The organism is Ureibacillus yapensis, assembly GCF_003515775.1.
Lineage (GTDB): Bacteria > Bacillota > Bacilli > Bacillales_A > Planococcaceae > Ureibacillus > Ureibacillus yapensis.
The window spans coordinates 384,452-403,008 of the sequence record NZ_QWEI01000002.1 but is presented as its reverse complement, the minus strand read 5'-3'; the positions used below and the strand labels follow the sequence as shown (position 1 = coordinate 403,008).

At 40.6% G+C, this 18,557-nt stretch carries 19 protein-coding genes and 1 riboswitch; of the genes, 16 read left to right on the top strand and 3 right to left on the bottom strand.

Features of this window, described 5'->3' with window-relative positions; genetic code table 11:
• The first annotated feature begins 93 nt into the window (after positions 1–93).
• The 3 genes from D1B33_RS06700 (at position 94) to D1B33_RS06690 (ending at position 2,497) form a co-directional block, all read left to right on the top strand.
• Positions 94–459 carry a c-type cytochrome gene (locus tag D1B33_RS06700; RefSeq protein ID WP_118875593.1) on the top strand — a complete coding sequence of 122 codons (366 nt, stop codon included), beginning with the start codon at positions 94–96 and terminating at the stop codon, positions 457–459.
• A 222-nt stretch (positions 460–681) separates the two neighbouring features.
• Positions 682–1,389, top strand: coding sequence for a tRNA (adenine(22)-N(1))-methyltransferase (locus D1B33_RS06695; protein ID WP_118875592.1), 708 nt, complete (start codon positions 682–684; stop codon positions 1,387–1,389).
• Positions 1,376–2,497 (top strand): Nif3-like dinuclear metal center hexameric protein, encoded by a 1,122-nt coding sequence (locus tag D1B33_RS06690; RefSeq protein WP_118875591.1) that lies wholly within the window; start codon positions 1,376–1,378, stop codon positions 2,495–2,497. The genes D1B33_RS06695 and D1B33_RS06690 overlap by 14 nt, the downstream gene beginning before the upstream one ends.
• 71 nt (positions 2,498–2,568) lie before the next feature.
• Here the strand turns inward: D1B33_RS06690 and dctA are convergent, their stop codons facing one another.
• Complete coding sequence (gene dctA, locus D1B33_RS06685) at positions 2,569–3,819, bottom strand: C4-dicarboxylate transporter DctA (RefSeq protein WP_118875590.1); 1,251 nt, start codon at positions 3,817–3,819, stop codon at positions 2,569–2,571.
• Positions 3,820–4,099: 280 nt separating this feature from the next.
• A complete protein-coding gene (locus tag D1B33_RS06680; RefSeq protein WP_118875589.1) occupies positions 4,100–5,158 on the bottom strand; it encodes a DctP family TRAP transporter solute-binding subunit in 1,059 nt (352 codons plus the stop codon).
• Positions 5,159–5,236: 78 nt separating this feature from the next.
• On the opposite strand from D1B33_RS06680, the gene D1B33_RS06675 reads away from it, so the two are divergent.
• From D1B33_RS06675 to dacB, 7 genes are all read left to right on the top strand, one after another.
• Positions 5,237–6,835, top strand: a complete 1,599-nt coding sequence (locus tag D1B33_RS06675; protein ID WP_118875588.1) for an ATP-binding protein — start codon at positions 5,237–5,239, stop codon at positions 6,833–6,835.
• A 12-nt stretch (positions 6,836–6,847) separates the two neighbouring features.
• Positions 6,848–7,546 (top strand): response regulator, encoded by a 699-nt coding sequence (locus D1B33_RS06670; protein ID WP_118875587.1) that lies wholly within the window; start codon positions 6,848–6,850, stop codon positions 7,544–7,546.
• Between the two features lie 146 nt (positions 7,547–7,692).
• Positions 7,693–8,277 (top strand): VrrA/YqfQ family protein, encoded by a 585-nt coding sequence (gene vrrA / locus D1B33_RS06665; RefSeq protein WP_118875586.1) that lies wholly within the window; start codon positions 7,693–7,695, stop codon positions 8,275–8,277.
• An 84-nt stretch (positions 8,278–8,361) separates the two neighbouring features.
• Positions 8,362–9,330 (top strand): 4-hydroxy-3-methylbut-2-enyl diphosphate reductase, encoded by a 969-nt coding sequence (locus D1B33_RS06660; RefSeq protein WP_118875585.1) that lies wholly within the window; start codon positions 8,362–8,364, stop codon positions 9,328–9,330.
• 428 nt (positions 9,331–9,758) lie between these two features.
• Positions 9,759–11,057 carry a DEAD/DEAH box helicase gene (locus D1B33_RS06655; protein WP_118875584.1) on the top strand — a complete coding sequence of 433 codons (1,299 nt, stop codon included), beginning with the start codon at positions 9,759–9,761 and terminating at the stop codon, positions 11,055–11,057.
• A 22-nt stretch (positions 11,058–11,079) separates the two neighbouring features.
• A complete protein-coding gene (locus tag D1B33_RS06650) occupies positions 11,080–11,973 on the top strand; it encodes a deoxyribonuclease IV (RefSeq protein WP_118875784.1) in 894 nt (297 codons plus the stop codon).
• Between the two features lie 118 nt (positions 11,974–12,091).
• Complete coding sequence (gene dacB, locus D1B33_RS06645; RefSeq protein WP_118875583.1) at positions 12,092–13,507, top strand: D-alanyl-D-alanine carboxypeptidase/D-alanyl-D-alanine endopeptidase; 1,416 nt, start codon at positions 12,092–12,094, stop codon at positions 13,505–13,507.
• 73 nt (positions 13,508–13,580) lie between these two features.
• Here dacB and D1B33_RS06640 read toward each other — a convergent pair whose 3' ends face one another.
• On the bottom strand, positions 13,581–13,823 hold the full coding sequence (locus D1B33_RS06640; protein WP_118875582.1) for an endonuclease IV: 243 nt from the start codon (positions 13,821–13,823) through the stop codon (positions 13,581–13,583).
• A 136-nt stretch (positions 13,824–13,959) separates the two neighbouring features.
• Here D1B33_RS06640 and D1B33_RS06635 point away from each other — a divergent pair, with 136 nt between their 5' ends.
• The 6 genes from D1B33_RS06635 (at position 13,960) to D1B33_RS06610 (ending at position 18,554) form a co-directional block, all read left to right on the top strand.
• Complete coding sequence (locus D1B33_RS06635; RefSeq protein ID WP_118875581.1) at positions 13,960–14,706, top strand: metal ABC transporter ATP-binding protein; 747 nt, start codon at positions 13,960–13,962, stop codon at positions 14,704–14,706.
• A 15-nt stretch (positions 14,707–14,721) separates the two neighbouring features.
• Positions 14,722–15,582 (top strand): metal ABC transporter permease, encoded by an 861-nt coding sequence (locus tag D1B33_RS06630; RefSeq protein ID WP_118875580.1) that lies wholly within the window; start codon positions 14,722–14,724, stop codon positions 15,580–15,582.
• On the top strand, positions 15,579–15,989 hold the full coding sequence (locus tag D1B33_RS06625; RefSeq protein ID WP_118875579.1) for a Fur family transcriptional regulator: 411 nt from the start codon (positions 15,579–15,581) through the stop codon (positions 15,987–15,989). The genes D1B33_RS06630 and D1B33_RS06625 overlap by 4 nt, the downstream gene beginning before the upstream one ends.
• 74 nt (positions 15,990–16,063) lie before the next feature.
• A riboswitch (cobalamin riboswitch) is annotated at positions 16,064–16,244 on the top strand.
• A gap of 174 nt (positions 16,245–16,418) precedes the next feature.
• Positions 16,419–16,952 carry a hypothetical protein gene (locus D1B33_RS06620; protein WP_118875783.1) on the top strand — a complete coding sequence of 178 codons (534 nt, stop codon included), beginning with the start codon at positions 16,419–16,421 and terminating at the stop codon, positions 16,950–16,952.
• 10 nt (positions 16,953–16,962) lie between these two features.
• On the top strand, positions 16,963–17,913 hold the full coding sequence (locus D1B33_RS06615; RefSeq protein WP_118875578.1) for an ABC transporter substrate-binding protein: 951 nt from the start codon (positions 16,963–16,965) through the stop codon (positions 17,911–17,913).
• 80 nt (positions 17,914–17,993) lie between these two features.
• Positions 17,994–18,554, top strand: coding sequence for a bifunctional adenosylcobinamide kinase/adenosylcobinamide-phosphate guanylyltransferase (locus D1B33_RS06610; RefSeq protein WP_118875577.1), 561 nt, complete (start codon positions 17,994–17,996; stop codon positions 18,552–18,554).
• Positions 18,555–18,557 lie beyond the last annotated feature (3 nt).

The following is an 18,557-nucleotide window of genomic DNA, read 5'->3' as shown; positions in this document are numbered from 1 at the left end:
TTCGTTTTCCAAATAATGCAGTACAATAATTATTGTTGACAAGATTCTATATTAATAGATGTAGAAACATTAAAACTAAGGGAGGTTATCCTAATGAAAAACAATCCAATCATTCCTTATATTCTAATTATGGCATTCGGTATCGGACTTATTTTCTTCATGTCATTAGAAGGTGCAGGAAACGAAAAGGAAATTGCTTCACATGGCGAAGAAGCCACTACCGAAGAAGGCGGGGCTACTGCTGACGCAGGTGCAGGCGGTGAAGAATTGGTAAGCACATGTATCGGTTGTCACGGTGGTGACTTAACTGGTGGCATGGGACCTAAAATTGCGGGTCTAGATGCTGAACATATCGTTGACGTTCTTGAAAATGGTATTGAAGGTACTCCAATGACTCCAGGTTTAAAAACTGGCGCTGAAGCGCAGGCAATCGCTGATTATATCTCTTCATTAAAATAATAATTATGTGGCTACCTTATAGATTTTTTATAAGGTAGCTTTTTTTGTCCAAAAGTTTTACAAATTCCCGAGCAATGAAAAAGCTCCACGGTAATAATTCTTCCTAATTGAAGGGGCAACCATCAGCTTCATTCGGATTCCTTTGAACCGGTCAACATTTACTGAATAATACTAGAAATTTATATATAATAAGTACGAAGAATATAGAAAAGGCGGTCTTATATGAATGCACAAAAATTATCAAAACGATTAGAAGCGGTCGCATCGTTTGTACCTTCAGGAGCTGTCGTTGCCGATATTGGAAGCGATCATGCCTATTTGCCTTGCTACTTGGTGCATAAAGGAATTATCAAGAAAGCGATTGCTGGGGAAGTAGTGAAAGGTCCCTATGAATCCGCAGTAAAGCAAGTTAAAGCAGAAGGTTTGACAGACAATATCACGGTACGGCTTGCAGATGGCTTAAAGGCAATTCAAGAGGCCGATGGAGTGGATACAATTACGATTGCCGGGATGGGTGGACCCCTGATTGTATCGATTTTGGAAAAAGCACCGGAAGTTCTGAAAACGGCAACCCGTTTGATTTTGCAGCCCAACATACACGCCAAGGCGATTCGGGAGTGGGCGATTGCGAATCATTGGGCTATTTTGGATGAAGTGATTTTAAAAGAGGATGAAAAAATTTATGAAATTCTGGTTCTCCAGCATGGTGATATGGAGCTAACCGAACAAGAAATCTATTTGGGCAAACATTCGATGGCAAAGAAAACGGATGTTTTTATCGAAAAATGGTCGAAGGAAGTGCAAAATTTAAAACGAGTTCTATCTTCATTGGAACACGCGGAAGCAACGCCTGAAATTGCCCAAAAAAAGACAGAGCTATTGCACCTAATCTCTTTAGTCGAGGAGGCGCTAAACGATGAAAAGCACTAATGGAAATGCAATCATCCAACAATTTGAAAGTTGGTCGCCTAAAAAAATTGCTTGTATGGAAGATGATCCAATTGGACTGGCAATCGGAACGTTAAATAAAGATGTGTCAAAAGTCTTGGTTACGCTCGATGTGAATGAGCAAGTGGCCGATGAAGCAATTGCAAAAGGATGCGAATTAATCATTGCCCATCATCCGCCGATTTTCCGTAAATTAGCGAACTTGCGGACAGATACACCTGCAGGCAAGCTTTATGAAAAATTAATCAAACATGACATTGCGGTCTATGCAGCACATACAAATTTGGATGTCGCAGAAGGCGGGGTCAATGATTTGTTGGCAGATGCCCTCCAACTTGAAAACCGAGAAATTCTGGAAAAAACCTACCACGAGAATTTAATGAAATTAGCTGTTTTTGTACCGGATGAATTTTCTGAAACACTTCGCCTGGCACTTGCAAAAGCGGGAGCTGGCCATATTGGGGATTATGATGCTTGCAGTTTTTCAACAAACGGACAAGGCCGATTCAGACCATTGGAAGGAGCCGATCCTTTTATCGGGGAAATTGGTGAGATGGAAACAACGGACGAAGAAAAAATAGAAGTGGTGTTCCCGAAGTCCGCCAAAAATAAAGTACTAAAAGCAATGTTAAATGCACATCCATATGAAGAACCGGCATATGATTTATATACACTAGCCGTTGAAGCGAATGTAATGGGGCTAGGACGCGTGGGAACCCTTAAAGAACCAATGACATTGGAGCGATTTGCAGAACACGTTAAAACGCAATTAAACGTTCCTCGTGTGCGTGTAGTTGGGGATATCAATCGTTTAATTTCGAAAGTGGCAGTTGTCGGTGGCGATGGCAATAAGTACATTCATGCAGCAAAAAGAGCGGGTGCCGATGTATTCGTAACGGGAGATATGTATTTCCATGTAGCGCAGGATGCCCAAAGCATCGGACTCAACATTGTCGATCCCGGCCACCATGTCGAAAAGGTGATGATTAAGGGCGTCGCTGAAAAAATGAATAAGTTGTGCACAGAAGCGAACCTGTCTGTAGAATTTATACAGTCGGAAATCAATACTGAACCATTTATTTTCATTTAATCCTTGATTTAGATATATGGGTAATTAAAAAAGGCTCACTAGAAAACGATTCTAGTGAGCCTAATTCATGTCTATGCGCGTGATTGCTTGAATTCAGCATTGACCGATTCGTCAAATTCTTTTTCAGACTTAGAAACGATAACAGTTGCGACACCGTTGCCAATTAAGTTCGTAACGGCACGTGCTTCCGACATGAAACGGTCAACCCCGATTAATAGAGCGATTCCTTCTACAGGAATCATTGGGAATGCTGCCAATGTTGCCGCCAAAGTAATGAAGCCAGATCCAGTTACACCTGCAGCACCTTTGGAAGTAATCATTAAAATACCTAGAAGTGTAATGATTTGAATCCAAGTTAAATCTACTCCATATGCTTGGGCAATGAATAACGCAGCCATCGATAAGTAGATTGCAGTACCGTCAAGGTTGAATGAATAGCCTGTCGGAACAACCAACCCGACTACTTGTTTCGAACATCCGAATCTTTCCAACTTGCGCATCATGGATGGCAGAGCGGATTCGGATGAAGAAGTACCGATTACCAGGAAGATTTCGTCTTTAATGTATGCAATAAACTTAAAGATATTAAATCCATAAAACTTCGCGATTGAACCTAATATTAGAATAATGAATAAAGCCATTGTGATATAAACAGCGGCCATTAATAGACCCAGGTTTCCAAGAGAGGATAATCCGAAATTCCCGATTGTATACGCCATGGCGCCAAATGCACCGATTGGCGAGAATTTCATTACCATACCGACAATTTTGAAGAATATGTCAGACACTTGTTCAAAGAAAGTAATGACCGGCTTCGATTTTTCACCAAGCGCCGCTGCAGCCAAACCGAATAACACAGCAGCGAATAATGTTGGCAATAATTGTCCATTCGCTAGTGCTCCGATAAAATTATCCGGAATAATGCTGGAAATGAAAGCGCCTAGTCCGTGATCTGTCCCGTTAGCAGCTTCGGTATATTTTGAGATATCTGCTCCATTTGCCGAAGAAGTGTTAATGCCGCTGCCTGCGTTGATCAATAAGGCAACAGCTATTCCGATAGCAAGTGCAATGGTAGAGACGATTTCGAAGTAAATTAACGCTTTTCCCCCGATTTTCCCAACTTTTTTCATATCCCCCATTGCCCCGATGCCGATTGCTACTGTTAAGAATATGATTGGTGCAATTAACATTTTGATCAATTTAATGAATAAATCCGCTAAAATCTTTAAACTTGTCCCGAATTGCGGCCAAATTGCCCCAACAATTATCCCTAAAATGATGGCTAGAATAACTTGAGCTGTCAGGTTTTTAAATAATTTCATTTTTTCATCCTCCTTATCCAATTTTGCGAGATGACATCGCTTTCAATATCTGAAAATATCATAACGGAAAGTTTTCTGAAAAAGCTGTTTAGTTTCTAATGTTTATATCGTTCATTTTGTTAATTTGCATGTGAAAACAGTTGCAAAAGCTTATAATTCAACGTTTTCCCTGTTATACTACTGTTTTTGAATGTGTTCATTTTGTTATAGAACAAAATTAAAAACCTCATAATAAAAGCCACCTTTTAGCAAGGTGGCTGAGTTTTGTTCGTTTTGTTCATTATTGTGAAGGTTTTGTTTTTTGAATTTCCTTGAAAAGTTCGTCCAGATAATGTTCATCTATTTTGTCTTCGTAATGCCGATAGATTGGCTGCAGTTGTTTTTTCCATTGCTCCTTTGGGTCATTATCCAACTTGTAGATTTCTACATCCGTATTTTCTTTTAAATCGGCCAAGTTTTGCTTGTTGAATTGCATGGCTTTTTCGAATTGCCAGTCTTGCATCTCGGCTAGAGAGTCAGTAATAACTTCCTTGATTTCTTCATCCAGGGAGTTCCAAAAATCTTCGTTTATCATCACGGCGTATGCCAATATACCGTGGTTGGATAGCGTAATATAATGTTCCATTGTATGAAATTGTTTTGAATAGATATTGGATATCGTATTTTCCTGAGCGTCGATGGACCCGTGCTGCAAGTCGTAATAAACATCGCCGAAGGATGTAGCAATTGGCTTGGCATCTAAGAGTTCATATTGCAAATGTAGAATATCGCTCGCCATCGTGCGAATGCGTATTCCCTTGAATTGCTCAACGTTCAGAATCGGTGTTGTGGAGGCAATCTGCTTAAAGCCATTGTTCCAGAAAGTTAAACCTTTAATATTGATCGTCTCCAGTTCTTTAAGCAGTTCAGCGCTCAATTCTCCATTAAGAATCTCTTTTAGCTGTGATTCATTGTCTATAATGAACGGCAAATCAAGCAGTTGCCAGTCAGGTAAAGCGGTTGTCATTTTTGAAATGGTCGGGGCAATCATCTGAACCTGATTTTCCTGAAGTGCTTCCAACTCATTTTCATCGTTATACAACATGCCGTTTGGATAAATCTGTACAATGACTTTTCCGTTGCTCTTTTCTTCAACAAGTTTCGCAAACTTCTCTGCCGCCACTCCTTTAGGGGTGTTTTCGGCTACCACATGGCTGAAATGAATGGTGATTTGCTCGTTTAGTCCCTGTTGTTCTTCGTCAAACGGCAGTTCGGTTTCCGAAAAAATATTTTGACGGTACCCGAACAGTAAGATTAATATAAAAATAGTAATAAAAGATCCGGTTAAAAACATTTTCATAGAGTTTCACCACGGTTTTTATTTCAATTATAAACGTTCAAAAGTGAGTGTACCAATAGTATTTGAAGGAGGGCAATAATGAAATTTCGAAAATTATCCATGAACAAAAAAATCATGTTACTAACCTTTTTCATTATTGCTTTTTCATTTTTGATTGCAGGAACTTTTGTTATTGGCAGTCTATTAAGCGAAAAAGAAAAAGATATTGGGCAAGAAGCCATGTTGGTTGCAAGAACCGTGGCAAATCTACCCAATATTAAAAACTCTCTGAAGAACAGTGATTTTGAGGAAGCGTCAGAAAACATTAATAACGTTATAGAAGAAATCCGGTTTATTAATCAAGCGGATTATATCGTAATTATGGATATGGAACGAAGAAAATATTCGCATCCATCCGTTAGTGAAATCGGAAAAGTGAGCCAATCCACGGATATGAATGCAGCCTTTGCGGAACATTACTATCTGTCAAAAGCAAATGGCGAACAGGGAACCATGATCCGTGCATTTGTACCGGTCATGAATGATTTTAATATTCAAATTGGTGTGGCATTGGTTGGATTTCATATTCCATCCCCCCTTCAAATTATAAGCGACTATCAAAACGAAATTTTCATCACAATCGCCCTTTCTGCTTTATTCAGTATGTGGGGCGCCCATACGCTGGGACGCCATATTAAGCGGCAGATGTTCAACTTGGAACCCCACGAAATATCAAAAATGTATGTGGAACGTACTGAAACGTTTAATGCGATGCATGAGGGAATCATTGCAGTGGATAAGGAACTGACGATTACCATATTTAATAAGAAGGCGTGCGAAATTTTAGGCATAGGGGGCGAGCCTTCCCTTTATATTGGAAAAAACATTTATGAAGTACTCCCCGACACAAGATTGCCGGAAATTGTCTTATCGGGAACACCGGTATTCGACCAGGAAATATATGTGAATGGACATAGCATATTAAGCAATCGAGTTCCCATCCTGGTAAATGATAAAAAGGTGGGGGCAGTTGCCGTATTTAAGGATTTAACGGCCATTAAAAAGCTTGCGGAAGAACTGACGGGCGTAAAAGCTTTTGTACAAGCTTTGCGGGTCCAAACCCATGAATACAAAAACAAGCTGCATACGATTTCCGGTTTGCTGCACCTTGGACACACGAAACAAGCACTGGAATATTTATCCCAAGTAAAAGAAGAACATGAGAATGTGACGAAATTTTTAAACGAACGCATATACAACGAAAATATTTCCGGCTTATTATTGAGCAAAATTAGCCGCGGAAAAGAGCTTGGGATTGGAGTAATCATTGATAAAGAAAGTAAATTCACAAAATTTCCCGAAAAGCTGGACCATCATGATTTTGTTGTATTATTCGGCAATTTAATTGAAAATGCTTTTGATTCTTTTGCAACCAGTGAAAACAAAGAAAAAGAGGTTCATATTTCGATTGACGACCATGATGGGATGTTGGCCATCATGGTGGCTGATAACGGAATCGGAATGTCCGAGGAAGTGCGATCCCGCATATTCGAGAGCGGCTACTCCACAAAAGCCAAAGAAAATCGGGGAATCGGGTTATTTTTGGTGAATGAAATTGTGCAAAAGGGCAATGGCACGATTGAAGTAACAAGCGAACCAAATAAAGGAACCACTTTTTTAATCACTTTTGAAATTTAGGGAGGGATTTCATTGGAGACAATGAACGTGCTACTTGTAGAAGATGACCCAATGGTGAGAGAAGTTAACCGGCAATTTATCGAGCGGGTAGATGGATTTAAAGTCATCGGGATGTGCAGTAATGGAATAGAAGGAATTGAAAAAATAGAAGAGCTTCAGCCGCACCTTGTGATAATGGATATATTTATGCCTGAACAGGATGGGCTTCTTACATTGAGAAAAATACGCAATGCGAATTTGCCGGTGGATGTGATTACGGTTACGGCAGCAAATGATATGCAAACCATACAGCAGATTCTTCACCTCGGTGTGTATGATTATATAATGAAGCCCTTCACCTTCGAACGAATTCAGCAAACGTTGTTGAATTATTCCAATTTTAAAATGAAGTCTTTGGGTGTACATGATGTGACGCAAAAAGAATTGGATGAAATGATTCATCCTTTCAGGGAAATGGGAGACAAGAGCGACCATGATCTTACGGTATTGACGGAATTGCCGAAAGGGTTTAACCGCAACACGTTGGATAAGGTTTTACAGTATGTCAAAAATTCAAAAGAAGGTGTATCCGCGGATGAAGTCGCAGCGGCAATCGGTGTTGCGCGCGTAACAGCGCGAAGATATCTCGATTTTCTCGAAAAGCAGAACTTCATTTCCGTGGACGTTCATTATGGGGGAGTCGGCCGGCCGATTAATCATTACTTTATTTAAAAATATTGCGATGCAGGAAGTGTTTACGCTCAAAAACGCTTCCTTTTTTATTTCACTGCGGCAGGAACCGTACCATTAATGGCCTATTTGCATATGATACCTTTAGAACAACTTCGCGCCCAAAAGCATGAAGAAAGGAGATTATAATGCGCCCTCAAAGTTTTCGCCAGCCAATGCCAAATGGTCGACCATTCAATCATATGCAGGGACCAAGAAACAATTTTGGACCTAGACCTGCCCGTTTTATGCAGCCTGGCATGATGCAGCCTCCTGGATATGGCCCGGGCCCAATGCAAGGACCTGGCTTCGCCCAAAAAGGAGTTGCTCCGAAATTAGAGTCATTTATGGATACAGCAAATCGCTTCTTGGCAACGGCTCAAAGTTTTACACCGATTGTTCAGCAAGCAACACCGATGTTTCGCAATTTACCGGTATTATGGAAATTATATAAAGGGTTCCAGGGGTTGCCAAAGAACTCGGAGTCAAAGGATTATGATTCCCGAGAAAAACGCCCTAAACAGTCAGAAAGAGAGTTTGAAAAAGGAGCGCGGCCGAAAAATTTTGAAAGACGTGAACGAGAAGGATTGGATCGAGCCAGAAATAGAAATCGGGAAGTTTATGCGGAAGATTTAACAGAATCTACAATAGATCAAGAGTTCGTGAAACCGAGGAAAACACCGCGGCCTTCAATGCCAAAGATTTTCCAGCCGGACTATCATTTTGATGAATAGTTTTTCGAAAGACGGAAGGAAGTTTTGTATTCACCGTGTCGCTTCGGTATAATAAATCTATGTACCACAAAAGGAGTTGACACGATGCAGGTCATTAAAATAAATCCAAGAGGCTACTGCTATGGCGTAGTAGATGCAATGGTCATCGCCCGCAATGCCTCTTTAGATAAAAGTTTACCAAGACCAATCTATATATTGGGCATGATTGTTCATAATAAGCATGTTACAGATGCCTTTGAAAAAGATGGCATCATTACATTGGATGGACCGAATCGAAAGGAAATCATAGAACAAGTGGAGTCGGGAACGGTAATTTTCACTGCTCATGGTGTTTCGCCCGAGATTCGCGAGATTGCTAGAAGAAAAGGCCTTGTAGCGATTGATGCGACATGTCCGGATGTAACGGTAACGCATGATCTTATCAAAGAAATGTCTGCGGAAGGCTATGATATTATTTATATCGGCAAAAAAGGCCATCCAGAGCCTGAAGGAGCGATTGGTGTCGCGCCAGATCACGTTCATCTCGTTCAAGGTGTCGAGGATATTGACAACCTGGAATTGGATAACGATAAATTGCTTGTGACAAATCAAACGACAATGAGTCAATGGGATGTAAAAGCAGCAATGGATTATTTAAAAGAAAAGTACCCGCATATTCAAGTTCACGAAGAAATTTGCCAGGCAACCCAGGTTCGCCAAGAAGCTGTCGCACAGCAAGCGGGTGATGCGGATCTATTGATTGTGGTAGGCGATCCTAAATCCAATAACTCCAATCGACTGACGCAAGTTTCCGAGGAAATTGCACATACACCATCCTATCGAATTGCCGATTTATCCGAATTGAAACTGGAGTGGTTGGAAGGAGTCGAGAAAGTTGCCGTTACAGCAGGTGCTTCCACACCGACGCCAATCGTAAAAGAAGTGATTGCTTTCCTGGAAAAGTATGACGCACAGGATCCTGCTACTCATGCTATAAATCGCACAGTATCATTGGATAAAATCCTGCCAAAAATCAAAGAACCAAAACCAGTCGAGAAAATTATGCCAAATTAATTTTCAAAAGCGCAAGCGCCCTGGTTAGCCCCGCGTCGACGAAAACGCAACGTCCTGTTGCATCGTCGACATGACTAACTTCGTGTGAGCCCCAAGCAGCTGGAGGGACCTGACATGTGTGCTTGCCTCTGCCGCTACGCTTTCGAGGCAGATAAATTGCACACGTGGGAAGGAACCGAAGCGACCTCGAGGGGCTGGGCGCTGGAGCTGGATGTGAAAACAACTTCCAGAAGTATACACCTAGTAATAAAATATATCTTTTGAAAAAACCAGGACGTTTCCTGGTTTTTTTTATGGATAAAATACTTGTATGGGCATTAATAATTTCAATATTCAAAAGACCTTGACAATATGGATGTTAACAGTTCTTTAGTTGTTCTTTGGATTCTTTAGATGGTACAATATGAAGCATGTAGGAGGTACGAAAAATGTCGAAGTACTCAGATTATGATTTTAAGCCCTTTTTAAAAGAAGCCATTAAAGAACTTGGTTTCGAAGAGCCGACACCGATTCAAAAAGAAATAATTCCGCTTATCTTAAAAGGGAAAAGCGCGATTGGACAAGCGCATACAGGAACAGGGAAAACACATAGTTTCCTGTTGCCGATTGTTCAACGAATTCAGGAAGAAAAACAAGAAGTGCAAGCCGTAATCACATCGCCAACACGCGAGCTTGCCCAACAGATTTTTGATACGCTCAATCAGCTGATTGACAAAACAGATATCTCAGCGAAATTATTTATTGGCGGAACAGACAAACAAAGAACGATTGATAAGTTAAAGACGCAGCCGCAAATCGTCGTCGGTACACCTGGACGAATCCAGGACTTGGTAAAGGAAGGCGCCTTGCTTGTTCATACGGCACAAATCCTGGTTGTTGATGAAGCAGATTTGGCGTTTGATATGGGATTCATCGAAGAAATCGATGGTTTTGCCTCACATATGCCGGAAAGCCTGGAGATGTTTGTGTTCTCAGCAACAATTCCCGAAAAATTGCAGCCATTCTTGAAAAAATATATGGAATCGCCTGTTCATATTCATATGAATGACAAACGTCCGGTAGCTGAAGGTATTGATTTTATATTGGTTCCTGTTCGATCAAAATCCAAAAACCGTCGATTGGTGGAAGTCATCGAAGCAATCAATCCATTTTTAGCCGTCATTTTCTGTAATACAAGAAAAAATGCAGAAGCCGTTGCAGCTTATTTAGCAGAGCAAGGAATTCGAGCGGGGCAAATACATGGGGATTTATCGCCGCGTGACCGTAAGAAGATGATGAAACAAATTCGCGACCTGGAATTCCAATATATTGTGGCAACAGATTTGGCTGCGCGCGGCATTGACATCCAAGGAATTTCGCATGTCATCAACTATGAAATTCCCGAAGATCTTGAATTCTTTATTCACCGGGTTGGACGAACTGCGCGTGCAGGAAATAAAGGAACGGCCATCACATTGTTTGAACCGGAAGATGAGGATGCAGTAGTGCGTGTGGAGAAAATGGGTATCCCATTTGTCCAGAAAGATGTGAAAAACGGTGAATGGATTGAATTGAAAGAGCGACATGCCAGACAAAACCGTGCAAAACATGAAAATGAAATCGATGCGATAGCGAAAGCAAAAGTGCGTAAACCGAAAAAAGTTAAACCAGGCTATAAACGCAATATGCGCTGGGAAATGGATAAAATCAAAAAGAAAGAACGCAGAAAACGTAATCGTTCGAAGTAAAGCAGGGGTGAAAAAGAGAATGGTGTTGATTGGTTCACATGTTTCGATGAGCGGGAAAGAGATGCTGCTTGGTTCAAGCAAAGAAGCTGCTTCCTATGGCGCATCGACATTCATGATTTATACGGGTGCACCGCAAAATACTCGCCGCAAGCCGATTGAAGAGTTGAATATCGAAGCAGGATTGGCGCATATGAAAGAAAATGGATTGTCCAATATTGTAGTACACGCTCCATATATCATTAATATAGCGAATACGACAAAACCGGAAACGTTTGCTCTTGGAGTGGAATTTCTTCAAAAAGAAATTGAACGAACTGCTGCAATCGGTGCCACTCAAATTGTCCTGCATCCAGGTGCCCATGTTGGTGCTGGGGTGGAAGCGGGAATCGCCAAAATTATAGAAGGCTTAGACGAAGTGCTCTCAAACGATTTTCCGGTACAGATCGCACTCGAAACGATGGCAGGAAAAGGATCGGAAATTGGCCGTTCTTTTGAAGAATTGGCGCAAATTTTTGATGGCGTTAAAAACAATGAAAGACTGTCTGTATGTTTTGATACTTGCCATACGCACGATGCCGGTTACGATATTATTAATGACTTTGACGGGGTATTGGCGAAGTTTGACCAATTGATCGGAATCGACCGAATTAAAGTGGTCCATGTCAATGACAGCAAAAATGCTTGTGGTGCTGCAAAAGACCGCCACGAGAATATCGGGTTTGGCGAAATTGGTTTTGAAGCACTACACAGGATTGTGCACCACGAAGTATTCAAGGACATCCCGAAAATCCTTGAAACGCCTTGGGTTGGAGCAGATGCAAAAAATAAAACTGCTCCTTATCAATATGAAATTGATATGCTCCGCAGCGGGGAGTATAACCCGGATTTGATTGAAGCATTACGAGTGACACTATAGGTTTAAGAGTCCAAAATTCTTTCAAAAGAATTTTGGGCTTTTTTTGTTTCGATTTTACAGCTTAAAAAGAACTGAAAAAGCCAACAATAAAACCAACTTGCATTTGGTGGGAGAATAAATGAAAACAAAAACCTTATTTTTACTTTTTGCTTTTATGTGCTTTTTTGGCAGGGCCTTTGCAAATTTAGATGATTTAGTGCAAACCCGTCTCGGAAACGAAGATATTAGTGTATCGATTCGTGAAATCGACAGTGGCGAGCTTGTTTTCGAAAAAAACGGAGAGGTTGGCATGAAACCAGCTTCAACGCTCAAACTGCTCACGGCAGCTGCCGCTCTTGAAAAGCTCCAGCCTCATTATCGCTTTAAAACAAAGTTATTTATTGATGGAGAACTGAAGGAGAAAGTTCTGAATGGTAATATTTATATAAAAGGCGGCGGCGACCCAACTTTACAAAAGAAAGATTTAGTATTCATGGCAAGCACTTTGAAACATTATGGCATTTCTCATGTAAATGGAAATCTATACGGAGATGATACTTTTTTCTCAGGTGAACCATTAACGCCAGGCATTTTGAAAGAAGATGAGAGCTACTACTTTGCTGCACGAATTTCAGCTTTGACAATTTCACCTGATGAAGATTATGACGCGGGAACAATTATACTCAATGTGCATGCTGTAAATCCTGGTGGGAGACCCATCGTTACGGCCGAGCCAGGTGCCGGTGGGATGGAAATAATCAATAGAGCGCGTACAGTGGAAAAAAGCCAAAAGAATACAATTGAAATTTTGCGTGAATATGGGACAAACAAAATTTTGATTACCGGAAATATACCCTCTCAAACCACTTTCAAGGATTGGGTCACGTTAAACGATCCGACACTCAATACTTTGCAGTTAATGAAGGACAACTTGGAGGAAATTGGCATCACCTTTGCCAATCATAGTGAAATTGAACGAAAAAAAGTGCCGGAAGAGGCAAACCTTGTTTTGACAAAAAAATCTTTGCCGCTCGACTCTTTAATGGCTCCTTTTTTAAAGTGGAGCAATAATAGTATTGCCGATATTTTAACGAAAACATTGGGCAGCGAAGTGAAGGGGAAAGGCAATTTGGACGAAGGAATCCGTGCGATGAAAGATTTCGGCAATTCAATGGGATTGCAAATGGAAAAATGGGAACTGGAAGATGGTTCTGGAATGTCTCCGAATAATCGGGCGACTGCAAATGAGCTTACCGATTTATTGTCGAAGATGGCGGTAAATCCAAACTTTTTGCTACTCTACAAAAATCTCCCGATTGGCGGAAGAACAGATCGCTATATGGGAGGTACACTACTCAACCGATTTCTGGAAGAGCCTTATAAAAACCGGGTAATCGCAAAAACAGGCCATATAGAAGGAGTATACACGTTGGCAGGTTATGTACAAGCGAACAGTGGAATGGTCTATTCATTTGCCATCATGACACAAAACCAAACATACAATCGAAAGCCTGACATGGATGATGTGGTGAAGCAAATCATCGTTGAATATTAAACTCTTTTTAAGCAAATGAGCCGCACTCAAGTATCTGAGGCGGCTCATTATCATTCTGGCAACAAATAAGCTCCTAGTAATTTTCCAAGTACATTAAGAGCTTTTTCAACTTTTTTTTCCCGATAATTTCTTCCACTTCTTTTAAAAATGAATTCGGTATTCCTGTAAACAGCCATGTAACAGAAGCGCGTTCGGATAATGGGCGAAGTTGACGTATTTCTTCGATTGTAAGATCAACACCGTATTCTCTTGAAAACTTTGCAATTTCTTTATCCGATTTTGTTAAAAACTGTTCAATGAATTCCATTTGTTTCAAATTGATTCATCCTTTCGAGATTCTTCAGAAAAAAGCTAAAACCAAATCCGATTCGCTTTCTTTACTTTTCGCTCGCAATCAACTATACTAACAAAATGTAAATCGTAATGATTATGAATTAGAAAGAAGAGAAAAAATGAGTCAACCACTAATTGAAATGAAAAACGTGTCTTTTCAATACGAATATACGCAAGTGTTAAAAAACATCTCGTTAAAGGTAGAAGAAGGAGATTTCCTTGCCATCCTTGGTCCCAATGGGTCGGGGAAATCCACTCTATTAAAAATTCTGCTGGGATTATTGAAACCCATGAGCGGCGAGGTTAAGCTTTTCGGCCAATCCAATGAGACCTTCGCGCATCGTGAATGGATTGGTTATGTGTCGCAAAAATCCAATGCATTCAATTCAGGTTTTCCGGCAACGGTTGAGGAAGTCGTCAAAAGTGGGCTGACGAAAAAAATCGGACTATTTAAAAGAATGCCGAAAGATGCGAAAATCCTGGCAAAAGAAGCTCTTGCTTCTGTGGGAATGGAGGATTTTAGTTCGCGCAATATTGGCCAGCTTTCAGGCGGACAGCAACAACGCGTTTTTATCGCCAGAGCCCTGATTTCGAACCCAAAGATCTTAATATTGGATGAACCGACAGTCGGAATCGATCATGAAAATGTTCAATCATTTTATGATATGTTGGCAAAGTTGAACGAGGAACAAAATAAGACAATTATTTTGGTTACACATGATGTTGATACAGTATCTAATCGAATCAGCCATGTTGCTTGCTTAAACCAAACCATCCATTTTCATGGATTTAAAGAAGAATTTGAGTCGATTTCACAAACCGAGCTGGAAAATTGGTATGGGCATGCAGTCCGCAAGATTCACTAAAGAGGAGAAGGCTAAATGATTGAAGCATTATTAAACTATGAATTTTTACAGAACGCCTTTTTCTCGGGGCTGATTATCGGAATTATTGCACCGTTATTGGGCGTGTTTATTGTTGTAAGAAGAATGTCGCTCATTGCAGATGCTTTATCGCATGTGACATTGGCGGGAATCGCCGGAAGTTTGTACATAAGCCAGACTTTTTCGGCTTTCGCATTATTGAATCCAATCTATTTGGGAATTGTCGCATCCGTCAGCGGTTCTATTTTAATTGAACGGTTGCGAAGACTTTATAAGCATTATGAAGAACTGGCCATTCCAATTATCATGTCGGGAGGAATCGGACTATCGGCAATATTCGTATCCTTGGCAAGCGGATTTAACACGGACCTGATGAGTTATTTATTTGGTTCTGTATCCGCAGTTTCCAGACAAGATTTATGGGTAATTATTGCCATTGCCATTGTTGTGTTTATCTTTTTATTTTTATTTTTCAAAGAAATGTTCGTTTTATCATTCGATGAAGAGTATGCGAATGCGAGTGGGCTTCCGGCAAAATGGATTCATTTCATTTTTATGATTGTCGTTGCGCTCGTGATTGCTGCCAGTATGCGAATCGTGGGGATTTTATTGGTATCATCGCTCATTACTTTGCCGGTTGCCTGCAGTATGCGAATTGCAAAAGGATTTAAGCAAACAATCCTTTTCTCCATTCTTTTTGGGGAAGCAGCGGTAATCATTGGGTTGGTCAGTGCTTACTATTTAAATTTGGCGCCTGGTGGTACCATTGTGGTTACATCGATTATCATTTTATTGATTGTCATCGTGGCTAAAAAAATCGTACTTAAAGCAATGCAGAAAGGGGAGCAGGTCCAATGAATTTAACAAAAGCTTGGGAAATCCTGAAAGATAACGGATATAAAAAAACGGATAAGCGCGAGTTGATTCTCAGTATGTTTGAACAAACGGAAAAATATTTAACTGCTCGCGACCTGCTTTCTGTACTGAAAAAAGATTTTCCAGGGATGAGTTTTGATACAATCTACCGCAACTTGGCAACTTTTGTGGACCTTGGAATTTTGGAAGAAACAGAGTTGAACGGCGAAAGAAATTTCCGAATGCATTGCGAGTCGGAGCATCACCATCACCATTTTATTTGTATGGTATGCGGCAATGTGAAAGAGATTGCGGTTTGCCCAATGGAAATGATTTTCGAAAAGCTTCCGGGGTGTACAGTCGAATCACATAAGTTCGAAATATATGGAAAATGCGCAAATTGTGGTTAATTTGCCAAATATCTCTCTTTTAATAAAATAAAATACACCTCAATCGAAAAGTATGTTATATTGCTCTTAAGTGAATAAATATGCAGGGAAAAGATGTGTAACAACGCTTTAATAGGGAATTCGGTTAGAATCCGAAGCTGTATCCGCAACTGTATGTGATAGTTTCCGGGAACTATGCCACTATCTTGATGGATGGGAAGGCTCCTGGAAATGCCAAGCACAAGCCAGGAGACCTATCTTTTTCTGATCGTCATAATCCTCTTCGGAATTAAAGAGAATGAACGGCCCTAAGAATAAATATACCTTTCTATCGTATTCTATATTTTTATGCCATCCATTCCAGGGTGGCTTTTTCATTTCTCTTTAAAACCGACTCGGAAATTCACAAGGGAAACTGGTACTATGCCAGGTGATGGGGAGGTGGGAAGCATTCGTAAAGAGAGCCGCTATAGTTGTTATCCGTTTATGCGTGAAAAAAGTTGTCTAGTGGACTATGAAATACGGACAGATTCATTGACGACTCGGATTGGAGCTGTCTTGCCAATCCTGCGTGAAGATGTGCCATGCAAGGTTGTATTGGATGATCTGCAAATGATTCAACCAATGGCTTATCATGTAAATGGCTCGGTGCGAGGAAAGTTGGCAATTACTCAAGAAGACTTGGAATGGTTGAGCAGTCGCTATGATTTCTATGTCAATGAGGTGAGGGACGTCATCCAGCAATTTTTGCTGCCTCAAGGAAGTACTGCAGGGTCACTTTTGCATATTTGCCGGAGTGAGGCCAAGAAATCTTATCGGGCACTCCACAAAGTAAGTGAAGAACGGGAAGTACCGGAAATTTTATTCGATTATTTGGGACTGTTGGCAAATGTATTTTTTGTGATGGCAGTCTATGTGAATAAAATTCACGGGGTTATCGAAATACCGTTTATAAGCAAATCATATCCATCAAAGAAGAAGTGAGGGAAAGTAAATGAATTTTTTAAGCAAAAAATATCTTGCTCCATTAGCGATTGCACTGCTTTTGGCAGGATGCTCCGATACAAAGGAGACAGGTAAGGGAACGGAGGAGTCAGATTCTTCCAAATCCGAAACGGGAAGTTATACAGTGGTGGATGATCGAGGTGTAGAGGTTACTTTCGAAGAAGTGCCAAAAACCATTGTTTCATTACAGCCAAGCAATACCGAAATTTTATTTGAACTTGGTGCAGGAGACCAAATTATTGGTGCATCGGAATATGATACATATCCAGAAGAAGCCCAAAAAATTGAACGAGTAACCGACACGATGACAGTAAATACGGAAAGAGTCATCGAACTTGGCCCAGACGTTGTTTTCGCTTATACAATTGGCGAAGAAAGCCATGTGGAGCAATTGGAAAATGCAGGATTAAAAGTGTTTGTTATTAAAACAGCCGCAACCGTGGATGATGTCTATGGAGATATTCAGCAAATGGCTGAGGTATTAAAACTTGAAAAAGAAGCGGATGACATTGTTTCGAATATCCAAGGACAAATCGAAGCGGTACAAGAAAAAACTGCTTCCATTGATGAAAAGAAAAAGGTATATTTTGAAATTTCGCCATCACCGGATATTTGGTCAGTTGGTTCTGGCACATTCCAGCAAGAAATTATTGATTTGGCAGGCGTAGAGAATATCTACGAGGATCAACAAGGATGGTTTGCAGTATCGGAAGAAGATGTGATCACTCGCAATCCGGAAGCCATTATTTCGACGGTTAACTATACGGAAGATCCGAAAGGCGAAATTTTAAGCCGTGAAGGATGGTCCACGATTTCAGCGATTCAGAATGAAGAAGTATTTTTACTAAGCCCAGATATAATGGATCGTCCAGGACCTCGAATTGGGGAAGCGGTTGAGTTGATTGCCGAGACCATCTATCCTGAAGCGTTCAAAAAATAATTAACAAGTTGTCTAAATGGTTATCCAGGTATATTTCCTGGATAACCTTTTTCACAATTGACATTTGAATAGGGGGAAGTATGGGAAACTTAATTTTTATTACAGGGGGCGTGCGAAGCGGAAAAAGTGCTTTTGCAGAGAAATTGGCAAAACAGTACTATTTGGAAAATAATTGCTGCACTCTTTATTACATAGCACCAGGTGTTGCTTTCGATCAGGAAATGAAAAAGCGAATTATTCGCCATAAATTGGACCGTCGGCAATCGGGCTTGAACTGGACAACAATCGAAATTCAGCACCGACTCGATTTCAAGGTTTCCGAGCCGCAAGCGGTAATACTATGGGATTGCCTAACAACTTGGCTAAATAATGTATTATTTGCAACTGAACATCTAGCACATAAATTAAGAATGATTGAAATCGAGAAATCGATTGATTCTTTGAAAAAGCGACTGCTACACTGGCAGGAGGAACAATGTTCTGTTCTGCTTGTTTCAAATGAAGTGCTGGATGAACAAATATCTTCACTTCCCGAAGTGAATCTATATTGTTCTTTGCTCGGAAGGCTGCACCAATGGATTGTGGAACAATGTGACGAAGCATATGAGATGGATTATAGTATAAGTAAAAGACGGAAATAGAAG

Coding starts and splice junctions, on each gene's coding strand:
- D1B33_RS06700 (WP_118875593.1), top strand. CDS start 94: ATGAAAAACAATCCAATCATTCCTTATATTCTAATTATGGCATTCGGT.
- D1B33_RS06695 (WP_118875592.1), top strand. CDS start 682: ATGAATGCACAAAAATTATCAAAACGATTAGAAGCGGTCGCATCGTTT.
- D1B33_RS06690 (WP_118875591.1), top strand. CDS start 1,376: ATGAAAAGCACTAATGGAAATGCAATCATCCAACAATTTGAAAGTTGG.
- dctA (WP_118875590.1), bottom strand. CDS start 3,819: ATGAAATTATTTAAAAACCTGACAGCTCAAGTTATTCTAGCCATCATT.
- D1B33_RS06680 (WP_118875589.1), bottom strand. CDS start 5,158: ATGAAAATGTTTTTAACCGGATCTTTTATTACTATTTTTATATTAATC.
- D1B33_RS06675 (WP_118875588.1), top strand. CDS start 5,237: ATGAAATTTCGAAAATTATCCATGAACAAAAAAATCATGTTACTAACC.
- vrrA (WP_118875586.1), top strand. CDS start 7,693: ATGCGCCCTCAAAGTTTTCGCCAGCCAATGCCAAATGGTCGACCATTC.
- D1B33_RS06660 (WP_118875585.1), top strand. CDS start 8,362: ATGCAGGTCATTAAAATAAATCCAAGAGGCTACTGCTATGGCGTAGTA.
- D1B33_RS06655 (WP_118875584.1), top strand. CDS start 9,759: ATGTCGAAGTACTCAGATTATGATTTTAAGCCCTTTTTAAAAGAAGCC.
- dacB (WP_118875583.1), top strand. CDS start 12,092: ATGAAAACAAAAACCTTATTTTTACTTTTTGCTTTTATGTGCTTTTTT.
- D1B33_RS06635 (WP_118875581.1), top strand. CDS start 13,960: ATGAGTCAACCACTAATTGAAATGAAAAACGTGTCTTTTCAATACGAA.
- D1B33_RS06630 (WP_118875580.1), top strand. CDS start 14,722: ATGATTGAAGCATTATTAAACTATGAATTTTTACAGAACGCCTTTTTC.
- D1B33_RS06625 (WP_118875579.1), top strand. CDS start 15,579: ATGAATTTAACAAAAGCTTGGGAAATCCTGAAAGATAACGGATATAAA.
- D1B33_RS06615 (WP_118875578.1), top strand. CDS start 16,963: ATGAATTTTTTAAGCAAAAAATATCTTGCTCCATTAGCGATTGCACTG.
- D1B33_RS06610 (WP_118875577.1), top strand. CDS start 17,994: ATGGGAAACTTAATTTTTATTACAGGGGGCGTGCGAAGCGGAAAAAGT.